12 protein-coding genes, 1 tRNA gene and 1 pseudogene are annotated in these 13,113 nt (G+C 70.1%); 12 read left to right on the top strand and 2 right to left on the bottom strand.

Annotated elements, in window-relative coordinates; all coding sequences use genetic code 11:
• From IEY17_RS23875 to IEY17_RS23860, 4 genes and pseudogenes are all read left to right on the top strand, one after another.
• Positions 1 to 503 (top strand): annotated as a pseudogene (locus IEY17_RS23875) (hypothetical protein); the annotation flags it as partial.
• 118 nt (positions 504 to 621) lie between these two features.
• Positions 622 to 2,100, top strand: coding sequence for a replication initiator (locus tag IEY17_RS23870; protein ID WP_188991510.1), 1,479 nt, complete (start codon positions 622 to 624; stop codon positions 2,098 to 2,100).
• Between the two features lie 2 nt (positions 2,101 to 2,102).
• A complete protein-coding gene (locus tag IEY17_RS23865) occupies positions 2,103 to 2,282 on the top strand; it encodes a helix-turn-helix transcriptional regulator (RefSeq protein ID WP_188991508.1) in 180 nt (59 codons plus the stop codon).
• Positions 2,282 to 3,442, top strand: coding sequence for a tyrosine-type recombinase/integrase (locus IEY17_RS23860; protein WP_188991507.1), 1,161 nt, complete (start codon positions 2,282 to 2,284; stop codon positions 3,440 to 3,442). The genes IEY17_RS23865 and IEY17_RS23860 overlap by 1 nt, the downstream gene beginning before the upstream one ends.
• Positions 3,443 to 3,512: 70 nt before the next feature.
• Here the strand turns inward: IEY17_RS23860 and IEY17_RS23855 are convergent.
• Positions 3,513 to 3,588, bottom strand: a tRNA-Lys gene (locus IEY17_RS23855).
• 205 nt (positions 3,589 to 3,793) lie between these two features.
• Between IEY17_RS23855 and IEY17_RS23850 the strand changes: the two genes are divergently transcribed.
• Positions 3,794 to 4,063 carry a hypothetical protein gene (locus IEY17_RS23850; RefSeq protein ID WP_188991505.1) on the top strand — a complete coding sequence of 90 codons (270 nt, stop codon included), beginning with the start codon at positions 3,794 to 3,796 and terminating at the stop codon, positions 4,061 to 4,063.
• Between the two features lie 3 nt (positions 4,064 to 4,066).
• On the opposite strand, the gene IEY17_RS23845 is transcribed toward IEY17_RS23850, so the two are convergent.
• Complete coding sequence (locus IEY17_RS23845) at positions 4,067 to 4,972, bottom strand: DMT family transporter (protein WP_188991503.1); 906 nt, start codon at positions 4,970 to 4,972, stop codon at positions 4,067 to 4,069.
• Positions 4,973 to 5,110: 138 nt separating this feature from the next.
• On the opposite strand from IEY17_RS23845, the gene IEY17_RS23840 reads away from it, so the two are divergent.
• From IEY17_RS23840 to IEY17_RS23810, 7 genes are all read left to right on the top strand, one after another.
• On the top strand, positions 5,111 to 5,728 hold the full coding sequence (locus IEY17_RS23840; protein WP_188991502.1) for a superoxide dismutase family protein: 618 nt from the start codon (positions 5,111 to 5,113) through the stop codon (positions 5,726 to 5,728).
• A gap of 49 nt (positions 5,729 to 5,777) precedes the next feature.
• Positions 5,778 to 6,920 (top strand): tRNA dihydrouridine synthase DusB, encoded by a 1,143-nt coding sequence (gene dusB / locus IEY17_RS23835; protein ID WP_188991499.1) that lies wholly within the window; start codon positions 5,778 to 5,780, stop codon positions 6,918 to 6,920.
• Between the two features lie 4 nt (positions 6,921 to 6,924).
• A complete protein-coding gene (locus IEY17_RS23830) occupies positions 6,925 to 7,383 on the top strand; it encodes a hypothetical protein (RefSeq protein WP_229680556.1) in 459 nt (152 codons plus the stop codon).
• A gap of 294 nt (positions 7,384 to 7,677) precedes the next feature.
• Positions 7,678 to 8,547, top strand: coding sequence for a GGDEF domain-containing protein (locus IEY17_RS23825; protein WP_188991497.1), 870 nt, complete (start codon positions 7,678 to 7,680; stop codon positions 8,545 to 8,547).
• Between the two features lie 253 nt (positions 8,548 to 8,800).
• Positions 8,801 to 11,239 carry an LCP family protein gene (locus tag IEY17_RS23820; protein ID WP_229680554.1) on the top strand — a complete coding sequence of 813 codons (2,439 nt, stop codon included), beginning with the start codon at positions 8,801 to 8,803 and terminating at the stop codon, positions 11,237 to 11,239.
• A 104-nt stretch (positions 11,240 to 11,343) separates the two neighbouring features.
• On the top strand, positions 11,344 to 11,991 hold the full coding sequence (gene phoU, locus IEY17_RS23815) for a phosphate signaling complex protein PhoU (protein ID WP_188991495.1): 648 nt from the start codon (positions 11,344 to 11,346) through the stop codon (positions 11,989 to 11,991).
• A 117-nt stretch (positions 11,992 to 12,108) separates the two neighbouring features.
• Positions 12,109 to 12,966 (top strand): helix-turn-helix domain-containing protein, encoded by an 858-nt coding sequence (locus tag IEY17_RS23810; protein ID WP_229680552.1) that lies wholly within the window; start codon positions 12,109 to 12,111, stop codon positions 12,964 to 12,966.
• Positions 12,967 to 13,113 lie beyond the last annotated feature (147 nt).

Raw genomic sequence — 13,113 nt, 5'->3', positions numbered from 1 at the left:
ACGTCATCCCGCAAGTTATGCCGCTGATCCGCGGGCAGTGGGAGACGTTCAACCCGGGTTCGGCGGCGGTGCACGCCATCATCCCGGTGATCGTCTACGGCATCGCCGAGGTCATCCCGGTCATCCAGGCCCGGCGACGCGAGATCATGCTCGACATCTACGCCGCAGCCGACCACGCGGCCGCCGACGAGCAGTCCGCGGCCAGGCCGGCCACTCCAGACCCGGCACCCGAGCCGGTCCCGGAGTCTGCGGCACCGGTCGCGATGGAGCCGTCGCTACCTGCGCCGTCGATACCGGAGGACGGCATCGAGGTCCCGGCTCGGGCACTGAAGATGCTGCCGGGTTCGCTGGCGGAGAAGATCCGCGCTGCCTACTCCCACGCCAGCCGTGAGGGCCGGGAGTTCACCGCCGCCGATGTCCGCGCGGCCGCGAAGGTCCCGGAGCCGATGGCGGAAAAGATCGCAGCGGAGATCCGCATCCACAACGGACACAGCTTCGCCTGAAAGCCGTTGCGGCACAACTGAACAAGGCACTGCACACCTCAGCTCGGCGGGCATGACCGGCCGGGGAGAGGCCTGGTGGTGATGCCCGCCGGGCTCCGTCCCCGTTGGAGGTCAGCCGATGGTGTTGCCCACGCTGCCGGACGTCGACCGCCTCACGCGGCGCATCCAGGCACCCGACTACCGCGACTGGCGCGCGAAGGTCCAGAGCGTCTACGGCTGCCTGCACCCGGTCCGGTTGTCCGGGACGTGGCAGATCACCGACAAGGCCACCGGCCAGGTCCTCATCCGGCCCGACGGCCGCCCAGCCCAGATCAGCGGGCACATCCTCTCCCCGTGCGGTAACCGGCGCGAATCGGTGTGCCCGGCCTGCTCCGACCGCTACGCCGCCGACGCCTTCCACCTCATGCGCGCGGGCCTGGCCGGCGGGTCGAAGGGCATCCCGGTCAGCGTGGCGGAGAAGCCGCGGTTGTTCGTCACCCTGACCGCACCGTCGTTCGGGCCGGTGCACAACCGCCGCACCACGGCCTCCGGCAAGCTCGCGCCGTGCCGCTGCGGGGCCTACCACCATGAACGCGACCCGCTGATCGGCCAGCCCATCGACCCCGAGTCCTACGACTACACCGGACACGTGCTGTGGCAGGCCCACTCCGGCAAGCTTTGGAATGTCTTCACCACCAAGCTGCGGCGTCAGCTGGCCCGAGCGGCCGGGCTCACCGTCCGCGAACTCAACGACCACGCCCGGTTGTCGTATGCCAAGGTCGCCGAGTTCCAGAAGCGGGGCACCATTCACTTCCACGCGGTGATCCGCCTCGACGGCCCCGACGGTCCCGGCGATGCCACCCCGTCGTGGGGCAGCACCGAGCTGCTGGCCGAGGCCGTGCGCACCGCCCACGCCGCCACCACGGTCACCACCCCGGTGTTCGGCGACGGCCAGGCACTCGAGCTCACCTGGGGCGAGCAGATCGACATCCGTCCCATCCGCCCCACCGAGGCACACCACGTCGAGGACGAGAACGGGGTCATCAGCGATGACCGGATCGCCTCGTACGTGGCCAAGTACGCCACCAAGGGCACCGGCAAGTCCGAGGCCGCCGACCGCCCGATCCGCTCCCGCGCCCAGATCGAGCGCCTGGCCACCACCGAACACCACAAGCAGATCATGCGCACCGCGTGGGACCTCGGAGCGCCGGCCACCTGCCCGGACTGCCACCCCCACGGCCCCCACCAGCCCGACGGCTGCCCCTGCTCAGAGATCGACCACTGCGCCACCTGCGGCAACGGCGGCCAGATTCCCGGGCCCCTCGCCGAGCTCAACCTCCGGCGCTGGTGCCACATGCTCGCCTTCCGCGGGCACTTCCTGTCCAAGTCCCGCGCCTACTACACCTTCAAGCAGCTCCGCGAGGACCGGCAGACCTGGCGCTTCGAGCAGAAACTCACCGACCTCGGCGTCACCGCCGACACCGTCACCGTGATCAACCACTGGGACATGACCAGCGTCGGCCACCGCAGCGACGAAGAACGCGAACTCGCCGCCGCCATCGCCGAGGCCACCCGGCACGCACGCCGACACCACTACGCCACAGAAAGGAGCCACTGACCATGATCCGCAACCTCTGGAGCATCCACGACGTCTCGGCCTACCTCGGCGTCCCGGTCGGCACGCTCTACCACTGGCGCAGCTCCGGATACGGGCCTCCTGGCCGGCGTGTCGGCAAGTACGTCCGTTACAAGCCCGAGGACGTCGAGTCCTGGTTCGAGTCGCTGGAGGTGGGTGCCTGATGCCTCGTCCGCCGTTGCCGATCGGCACCTACGGCAAGGTTCGCCTTTACGAGACTGCGTCGGGCTGGCGAGCAACCACGAAGTTTCGAGACTTCGACGGCGTGACCAGGACAGTCGAGCGTTCAGGACGCACAAAGGCCGCTGCCGAACGCAACCTGAAGCAGGCGATCACGGAGCGCAGCAAGGCCCGCGTTGGCACGTCGATCAAGCCTGGCACGCGGTTCCGCGAGGTGGCCGAACTCTGGATCGAAGAGGTCCGGAAGAAGGTCGACGCGGGTACGCGCTCTCCGAGCACGTTGGAGCAGTACGAGAGCAACCTGAAGCTCCACGTTCTGCCTGCTCTGGGTGAGCTGCGGGTTGGCCAAGAGGTCAGTGTCCCCACTGCTGAGGCATTCCTTCAGACACTTCGGACGAACAAGGGCCTGGCGGTGACCAAGACAGCCCGATCGGTGGCCTCCGGTGTGATGAACTATGCCGTCACACACGGCGCACTGGAGTTCAACCCGTTCCGTCAGACATCTCGGCTGGAGAAGCGGCGAAGGCGAGAACGCACTCGCGCGCTCACGCTCGATGAACGTGTCCAGTGGCTTGATCAGCTGGAGTCCGATCCGAAGGCGGTCCGCTGGGACTTGCCCGACCTCTCTCGCTTCATGCTGGCGACCGGTGTCCGGATCGGCGAAGCGCTGGCTGTGGACTGGTCAGAAGTTGATCTCGAGGACGGTCTCGTGGCCGTCGACCACACGGTGGTGCGAGTCAAGGGCAGGGGGTTGATCCGGAAGTCGACCAAGACTGAGTACGGCGAGCGCACCCTTCCCCTGTGCTCCTGGGCAGTGGAGATGCTTCGCCGACGGCACGAAGAAGCGGGTCGCCCTGCCACCGGTCCGATCTTCCCGGACACCCTCGGAGGTCTCCGAGACCCATCGAACACACGCCGCGTCCTGCGCGAGACGCGTGGTAGTGATGGCTTCGCCTGGGTCACGTCGCACGTGTTCCGCAAGAGAGCCGCGACCATCCTCGACGAGGCAGGGCTGACCGCCCGCGTGCTCGCTGATCAACTCGGGCACTCCCGCCCGTCGATGACGCAGGATGTGTACATGGGCCGGAAGGCAGTGAGCCGGCGGACGGCAGCCGCCCTGGAGACCGCGCTGACGAGCCCGTGAGCGTTTTGTGTGGGAAAGGTGTGGCCCGGCCTCCACCAACGTGAAACCCCAGGTCTGTGACCTGGGGTTTTGGTGGGGCGCCAGGGGATCGAACCCTGAACCCGCGGATTAAAAGTCCGCTGCTCTGCCAGTTGAGCTAACGCCCCGCGTGCCAAGGTTACAAGGTCCGGGTGATCTTGTGCGGCCGCGGTGTCCGGTGTTACGCCGATGATCGTCACATCGCTCGCGCCGTGGTCAGCGGGGTGGGCCAGGGTTCGCCGACGATCTTGTTGGGGCGGTGGTGCAACCACCGTGGCGCCGACGCGTCTCCAGGGCGTACGTCGCAAGCATTCGGGGCCGTTGGGAAACACCATGCGCATCAAGAAGTTCCAGACCACCGCCGCGTTCGCCGGGCTCGCCGTCGGCGCTGTCCTCCTCACCGGCTGCGGGCCGGGCACCGAGTCGACCACCATTCCCGCCCCGCAGGCGCCGACCACGCAGCTGCAGGGCATCGCCCCCGGCCAGAAAGCCATCCTCGCCTACGGTGGCGGCTACGGTGCGAGCTCCGTCGACTCCCAGCGGTTCACGCCGCCGGTCGAGGCGCTCAAGCAGCCCTCCCCCCAGGGCGTCGTCGCCTGGTGACGGTCAGGCTCGGGCGGGTTCCGGCGCGACGACGAGCTTCGTCCTGCTGACCCGCTCGTGCCAGCCCAGACCGGCCACCATCGACACCACCACCACGAACCCGATCCACTGGGTCGCGCTCAGCTGCGCACCCAGCACGAGAACCCCGACGAGGGCCGCCGTGGCCGGGAACGACAGCTCGGCCAGCGTCGCACGCGCGGCCGGTGTCGTGCGCAGACCGATGTAGTACAGCCACAGCGCCAGCAACCCGGGGATCACCGCGAGCAGCACGAGCCCGAACGCGTTGTGCCAGCCGACCGCCACCGGTGAGCCGGTGCCCAGCAGGACGACCGCCGCGGCGGGCAGGCCGATGGAGAAGCGGAGTGTGGTGACGTCCCGGGCGGGGATGCGGCGGCTGACCAGTCGACCGAGCACCGTGCCCGCGGCCCACAACGCCGCCGCGCCCAACGCCAGCAGCGCGGGCACGAGCTGCGCGACCTCGACGTGCAGCGGGTCCTCGAAAGCCAACAACCAGGCACCGAGGAGCGCGGGGATCGCGAAGGCGAAGTACCGGCGGTGCAGCCGTTCGCGTAGCAGCGCCAGCGCCGCGACCGCCGCGAAGACCGGCTGCAACTTCTGCAGCACCAGCGGCGTCACCGGGTCGCCCACCTTGAACGCCGTGGTGAACAGCGTGGTCGCCAACGCCGAGGAGCCGACGCCGATGACAACCATCGCCACGCGCTCCCGCCACCCGCAGGCTCGCAGCGCCCGCCACGCACGCGGCAGGAACGGCGCGAGCAGCACCACGATGATCACGTGCTCCCAGAACACCACGCTCGCCGAGGGCAGGCTCGTGGCCAGCGGCTGCCGCCACAGTGCGTCGGTGCCCCACATCGCCGTCGCCAGCGCCACCAACCACGTCCGGTCCATACCGCCAACCTAGCCGCGCGATGATCTCGGGCAGGGTCCGGAACCGGGCGACCCGCACGGGCAGTAAGCGGTTCGATACCGGAGAATCACCGGGCACAGTCGACAAACCGCACACGGTAGCGAAGGGGATGGGTATCCATGCCTCACCAACGACTGCTCGGATCGATCGTCGGCGTCTGCGCGGTCGGCGCGCTGGTCGCCGGTTGCGGTGGCGAGCAGGCACCCCAGTCGCCGCCCGCCGGAGCCCCCGCCACCCAGGGTGAGACCCAGTCCGCATCGGCGCGCCAGACCAGCGCGGACTTCGAGCAGTACCAGGAAGGCGCCAAGGCGGTCACCTACGATCCCGCGCAGGTTCCGGCGGGCGCGGGTGCCAGCGTCACGTCCGAGCGCATCAACGGGCGCACGAAGCTGACCTTCGAGGTCCGGGGCCTGCAGCCCAACCGCGACTACGGGGCGCACGTGCACACCAAGCCGTGCGGCCCGACCGGCGAGGATGCGGGCCCGCACTTCCAGGAGCGGATCGACCCGGTCACTCCGTCGGTCGACCCGGCCTACGCCAACCCGCAGAACGAGGTGTGGCTGGACTTCCACACCGACGCCCAGGGCAACGGATCCGCCACGGCCGAGGGCACCTGGTCCTTCGACACCCGGCAGGACGCCAGGTCCGTGGTGATCCACGAAACGCACACCCACACCGAGCCGGGCAAGGCGGGCACCGCCGGCAGCCGCCTCGCCTGCCTCAACGCCGAGTTCTGACGACCCGGGCGGGCGCGGGTGACGTCCGCCCGCCAGGGACAATGGGGGCGTGCAAGCCACGACCCAGGCGAAGCCCGCGCTGCGGATCGGCCCGTACGAGGTCGATCCGCCGGTGGTGCTCGCGCCGATGGCCGGGATCACCAACGTCGCGTTCCGGCGGCTGTGCCGCGAGTACGGTGCTGGGCTCTACGTGTGCGAGATGATCACCAGCCGGGCGCTGGTCGAGCGACACCCCAAGACGCTCGAGATGATCACCTTCGCGCCCGACGAGCACCCCCGGTCCATGCAGCTCTACGGTGTCGACCCGATCACCATGGGCAAGGCCGTGCAGATGATCGTCGACGAGGGCCTCGCCGACCACGTGGACATGAACTTCGGCTGCCCCGTGCCGAAGGTCACCCGCAAGGGCGGCGGCTCGGCCCTGCCGTACAAGCGGCGGCTGTTCGCCGAGATCGTCCGCGCCGCGGTGCGCGCCGCCGAACCGGCCGGAATCCCGGTGACGGTGAAGTTCCGCATCGGCATCGACGACGACCACATCACCTACCTCGACGCCGGGCGGCTCGCCGAGGAGAACGGCGCCGCGGCCGTTGCCCTGCACGGGCGGACCGCGGCCCAGCGCTACTCCGGCGCGGCTGACTGGTCGGCCATCGCCCGTCTCAAGGAGCACGTGCGCACCATTCCGGTGCTCGGCAACGGCGACATCTTCAGCGCCGAGGACGCGCTGCGGATGATGGCCGAGACCGGGTGCGACGGCGTCGTGGTCGGCCGCGGGTGCCTGGGGCGGCCCTGGCTGTTCCGCGATCTGCAGGCCGCGTTCGCCGGCGAACCGATCCCGCCGGGGCCGAAGCTCGGTGAGGTCGCCGCCGTGCTGCGGCGGCACGCCGAGCTGCTGGCCGACCACATGGGTGAGGAGAAGGGCCTGCGCGACCTGCGCAAGCACATGGCGCAGTACCTGCGCGGCTTCCCGGTCGGCTCCGAGCTGCGGCACCGCTTCGGGCTGGTGTCCAGCCTCGCGGAGCTCGACGACCTGCTCGGCGAGCTCGACCCGGACGTGCCGTTCCCCGCCGATGCCGAAGGCCCGCGCGGCCGCCAGGGCTCACCCGGCAGGGTCGTGCTGCCGGACGGCTGGCTGGACGACCCGGACGACCTCACGGTGCCCGCCGAGGCGGAAGTCGATCACAGCGGCGGCTGAACCGGTGTCGGGATCCGCTGGGCGAGCGCGAAACCGCCGTCGGAACCTCGCCGTCGCGGGCGTTGCGACACTGCTCGTCGCGGCCGGGTGTGCCGCGCGGCCACCCGAACCCCAGCCGCTGCGGCTGGCCCGGCAGTACTTCGCCGAGAACAACGCGGCGGCCCGGCAGGGCCCGCAGGCGCAGCAGGAGTTCTTCGACCGCACCCAGCACCCGGATTTCGCGGACCACACCTGCGCGCTCGGCGACACCACCGTCGAACTCGATCCGGCGTATTCGACGCTGCGCCCAGACCCGGCCTACGCACCGGACGGGGTGACGCCCCGTGGGGAAATCTGGATCATTGGTGTGGAGGTCACCACCCGAACGGCGGGAAGCATCACCGGTCATCAGATCGGTTCGCAACACCTCGTGTTGTTGGACGGCCGAATGCGCGCTTTCGCGCCCTGTCCGACGGGTGATTGATTGCGTGATCAAACGCCGGTAACAGGAAACCAGGTGGGTGCCGATGAAGTTGCGGTGTGGTGATAGAAAACACACACTGGTTTGCTCGTCCGTGCGGGTGGGTCCGATCCGTTTCGCTTCCACATCCGCCCCTCTGCCCGGTACACACTCCTAGGCAGCTGATGATTCGAGCGGGGCTCGTTAGATCAGACCACGCCATGGTCAGCCGGATGAGCGAATTGGGGCGTCGTGCGAGTCAGACCAGCTCAAGCGATCCGTCCCAGCCGACGACACCACGGACGGGAGGTGAGTGCGATGACCGGACTGCGCAACGGTTTCGCCGGGCCGGAGCCTCTGCGTGACGACGACGCGACCACCGCGCTACCTCCCGGTCGGCGCACCCGCCAGGACCTGGCCAACGGCAGCGGGATGGCGGAGCTGCACGAGTCGATCGCCAACCTGCTGGCCTCCCGGGGCCAGTGGCGGCAGGCATACCACCACCTGCGCTCCGCGCTGGACCTGATGTCCACAGCGGACGCACCGAAGGTTCCCGAGCAGCTCCGGCACGAGGTGAACCGGCTGCGCCGGGAGCACGCCGAGGCGCGCGAGCAGAGCCTGCGGGACAGCCTGACCGCCAGCTACAACCGCCGCTACCTCGACGAACGACTGGCCGCTCTGCTCACCGACCACGCCGGGACCGATGGCGGACTGGCCGTCGCCCTGGTGGACCTTGACTGGTTCAAGCAGGTCAACGACACGTACGGGCACCTGCTCGGGGACCGGGTGCTGCAGCGGGTCGTCGACCTGCTGCAGGAGTCGCTGCCGACCGGCGCGTTCTGCGCCCGCTACGGCGGCGAGGAGTTCGTCCTGGTGCTGCCCGGCATCGATCCGGCCGCCGCGGTCCAGGTGTGTGAGACCGCACGCCTCCGGGTGGAGCGGTTCCCGTGGCCGCAGATGGCTCCGGGGTTGCGGGTGACGATCAGCATCGGGCTGGCCCACGAGCACCGCGCGGCCGACTCCGCGCCGGTGTCGGCCGAGCAGCAGTTGATCAGCGCGGACGCGCTGCTGTACGCCGCGAAGCAGGCGGGCCGCAACGCGGTCGCCTACCGGGTCGGCAGCGAGGTCCGGTTGGCTGGGATGGCGGCGGGGCGCCGGGCGGCGCCACGAAGAGCCTCCGGTTACTGATTGCGATCATGCGAAAGCACTGGGTGCAATCGGGTTTCTTTTCGCCGGTCAGGCGGCCTAGCACAGTTGGGCGCATTGGACGAGACAGCGGGTAGGATCGTGCACTGATTGTGAAGAAATTGTCGGCACTATCGTCAGTTCGGGCGATCGGCCGTACTATCTCGAAGGCGTCGACCGATACATGTCGGGGGGTATCGAGCGCGACGGCGTTGTTCGCAGACCGTTTGGCTAACGCAGGTGGGAGGGAAAACGCGTGCCGCAAGACCCCCGGCATGGCGAATTCGGGCACCGGCGTTCCCACCTGGAGCAGGACGCCCCCGCGAACGGCAACAGCCCAGCTCCGACCGGACGCCGCCGCCGCGCCCTCAGCGAAGACGGCACCGGCGGTACCCGGGTCATAGACCTGCTCTCCAAGCACGGCAAGGTGCCCGGCGGCACGACCCGCCGCCGCGCCGCCGAACCAGAACTTTCGCAGCCGCACGCGGCCAAGCCGCGCCACGGCGCGAGGTCTCCGCAGGCCACCCCGGCCCACGAGCGGCCCGAGCCGGTCGAGCGTCCCGAGCAACGCTGGACCGCGCCGGACGCCTCGCCGCGCCGCTCCCGGCCCGCTCCGCCCAGCCGCCCGGGTACGCCGCCGAACGGCTGGGCGCCGCCCGCGAACGGCTCCCGCGCGCCCCAGGCACTCGCAGGTGAGCCCGCGCCCCACGCCCGGAGGCGCCGCCCCGCCGACGGCCCCGCGAACCGCCCGCGCCCCACACCCGGCGGCGCTGCTGCCGCGTTCGCCGGTGGTGCTGCCGCCCGCACCGGCGTGCCGCGGGAATCAGGCCGCCACGGCGCTCCCGCGGAGCCGCCCACGGCCTTCGTCGGCCTTCCTCCGGACGCTGCCCGCAACGGCGCCCGGCACGAGCCGCCCGCCGGCAACGGCGTGCCGCAGGAATCCCCGGCCGCCGAGCCGACGCGCATCACGCAGGCCCTCTCGGGTGACGCGGCCGCTCCGCCGCGGCGCGCACCGCGCCCGGCCCGCCCGGTGCCGCCGGTCGACGACGACCTGGAAGCGACCACCCGCCACGCGCCCGTCCGCGCCCCGCAGGCGGAGAAGACCTCCGTGGTCAACCGCCTGCAGCACAGCGACAGGACCACCGTCGCCAAGCCGGTGCCGCCGCCGGTCTCCGACGTCGAGGAGACCGCCATCGTCAAGGCGGCGGACGTGGCCGAGGACGAGCTCGACGAGCGCGATGACCTCGACGAACTCGACGATCTCGACGACGAGCTGAACGACGATCCGGACGACCTCGACGAGGACGCCGACGACGATCGCGCGGCCGAGATCAGGCAGATCGACGCCACGCTCGCCCGGTTCTCCGCGGTGCACGACGAGATCGCCGCCGAGGAAGCGGCCCGGCGCAAGAAGTACGCGTGGCTGCTCGGCAAGCGCAAGGAACCCGAGCTCGGCACCGACATGCCGTTCGACTTCGTCGAGGGTCGCGACGGCCAGTCGCGGATGGAGTGGAAGAAGAAGCAGCGCAAGCGCCGCACCAACATCATCATGATGGCGCTGGCGATGGCGGCTTCGCTGACCGTGTTCCTGACCCTCGGTATCGCCTGGGGCGCCACCGCGTTCTTCGGCCCGCCGTCGATCGCCGCCCTGGACCCGAACTCAAAGTCGATCAAGGACGTCGCCAAGCAGACCGGTGACCAGAACTTCCTGCTGGTCGGCTCGGACACCCGGGCCGGAGCGACCGCCGCCGACGGGGTCGGCTCCGAGGAGGACGAGCCGGGCGCCCGCTCGGACACCACGATCATCGCGCACATCCCGGCTGACCGCAGCCGCGTCGTGCTGGTCTCGTTCCCGCGGGACCTGGAGGTCGACCTCCCGCCGTGCGAGCGCTGGGACTCCAAGACCGGCGAGTACACCGGCGAGCAGCTGCCCGCGCGCAAGCACGCCAAGCTCAACGAGGCGTACGCGACCGGTGGCCCGCTGTGCACCACCAAGGTCATCCAACAGATCTCCGGCCTGCGGGTGGACAGCTTCCTCGGCATCGACTTCCAGGGCTTCAGGTCCATGGTCGACGCGGTGCACGGCGTGGAGGTCTGCACCCAGAAGCCGATCATCGACGACGTCCTGGGCACCGTCATCCCGGAGGCGGGTCGGCACACCCTGACCGGTGAGCAGGCGCTGAACTACGTGCGCGCCCGGCACGTCCAGGGCGACCCGACCTCGGACTACGGCCGCATGCAGCGCCAGCAGCTGTTCCTGTCCGCGCTGCTGCGCAAGGCGATGTCCAGCCAGGTGCTGCTGGACCCGGGCAAGCTGAGCGAGTTCGTCCGCGCCGTCAGCGCCAACACCTTCGGCGAGAACATCGGCGTCGACCGGCTGATGGATCTCGGCCAACAGCTGCAGGGCCTGGACGCCAACCGGGTCACCTTCGTCACCGTGCCCACCACCGGCTACGCCAACGAGCGGCACAACGAGGTGCTGCGGGAGGACGACGCCAAGGCGCTGTTCCAGGCGATCATCGACGGCGCCCCGGTGACCTCCGGCAGCTCGCAGGCCGGCCAGCCCAGCGGTGGCGCAGCCGGTGGCTTCGGCGCCAGCGGTTTCAGGTCCCAACCAGCCCCGTCGGACCCGAGCCAGCCGACCGTCCCGGACAACCTGGCCACGGTCAACGCGGGCACCGACATCTGCGGCTGACCCGCGGTTGCCGGCTGGTCCGGAACGGGTTCATCATGGTTCGTTCACCGCTGGTTCACCGCGGGTCATTCTGTCCGATTCCGCCCGGAAGTAGTCTGATTGGCATGCGTGAGGTCTTCCAGGAACAGCTCGGCAAGCTGGCCGACGAACTCGCTTCGATGTCGACCATGGTCGGCAGGGCCATGGAGCGGGCCACCAAGGCCCTCCTGGAGGCCGACCTGAAGCTCGCCGAGCAGGTCATCGAGGAGGACGTGCAGGTCGACGAGGCGCGGGCGCGTGCCGAGGAGCACGCCTTCGGCCTGCTGGCGCTGCAGGCCCCGGTGGCCGGTGACCTGCGCACGGTCATCTCCACCATCCACGCCGCCGAGGACCTGGAACGGATGGGCGACCTGGCGCTGCACGTGGCCAAGGCCGCGCGCCGCCGCCACCCGAGCGCGGTGCTGCCCGCGGACGTGCAGCCCTACTTCGCCGAGATGGGCCGCATCGCGGTCAAGCTGGCCGGGCGGGTCCGCTCCGTCATCCAGACCCAGGACGTGGACTCGGCCCGGGGCATGGAGGAGGACGACGACGAGATGGACGACCTCCACCGGCACCTGTTCACCGTGATGATGAGCCCGAACTGGTCGCACGGGGTGGCCGCGGCCGTGGACGTGACGCTGCTGGGCCGGTTCTACGAGCGGTTCGCCGACCACGCCGTCTCGGTGGCCCGCCGCGTGGTGTTCACCGTCACCGGGAAGATGCCGACCAGCTGATCACACGAGTTCGCGGCAGACGTATTAATACCCGGTTTCGATACTCGCTGCCTCGATCGCGTTGTGCGATCCTCGCTCGGGTGAGAACGTACCGAACCGCTTCCGGCGAGGTGCGCGGTGCGTAAGAGTCCGACCGTGCACCGTCGGCGACTGGGCAGCGAGTTGCGGCGCCTCCGCGAGTCCGCGGGCCGCACGCACCGCGAGGTCGCCGCCCACCTGGACTGCTCGCAGGGCAAGATCAGCCAGATCGAACTGGGCCGGGTGCCGGTCCGCACCTCGGACGTGCGGCTCATGGCGGAGTTCTACGGGGCCACCGCCGACCAGGTCGCGGTGCTCGTGGAGCTGGCGCAGGACTCCAAGCAGCGCGGCTGGTGGCAGCAGTACCCGAGCACCGCGCAGCGGCCCGGCCTGCAGACCTACCTCGGCCTGGAGACCTCGGCGAAGGCGGTCAGCTGCTACGGGGCGGACCCGCTGCCGGAGCTGCTGCAGACCGCCGACTACAGCCGGGCGCTGCTGACCGCCGACGCCCGCAGCTACGGCGAGGACGAGCTGCGGGAGCGGCTGACCGTCCTGTCCACCCGGCAGCAACGGTTGGTGGGCGAGGCCCCGCTGGAGCTGTGGGCCGTGCTCGACGAGTCGGCGCTGCGGCGCGCCGTCGGCGGGCCGGGGGTGATGCGCCAGCAGTTGGAGCACCTGGTGCTGCTGGGGTACCGGCGCAACGTGACGATCCAGGTGCTGCCGTTCCGGGCGGGTGGGCATCCGCTGATGGGCGACCGGATCGCGGTGTTCTCGTTCCCGGACGACACCGACCCGCAGGTGGTGCACCTGGGCGACTCGGCGAACTCCCGGTTCCTGGACAAGGCTGCCGACACCGCCGAGTACCTGCGGGCGTTCGAGCAGGTGTGCACCCGGGCGTTGAGCCCCAAGGACTCCAGCGCCTTCATCTCAACAATCGCCGACGAAACCCCAATGTAAACCCACCCGACGCCTCGGCTCCGGCCCACACTTCCGAGCACTACGCACCCCAACACAAACACCCGATCCCACCCCACGCAGAACCCCCAACTTTGCCTGAAGTTGGGAGCCTCCCCGCCTCGGTGCTTCCGAATTTGCCTCAATTCG

The sequence above is a fragment of the Saccharopolyspora thermophila genome (genome assembly GCF_014646075.1).
GTDB classification, from domain to species: Bacteria; Actinomycetota; Actinomycetes; order Mycobacteriales; family Pseudonocardiaceae; genus Saccharopolyspora; species Saccharopolyspora thermophila.
The sequence above is the reverse complement of the archived record's forward strand: the minus strand, read 5'-3'. Positions and strand labels throughout refer to the sequence as shown.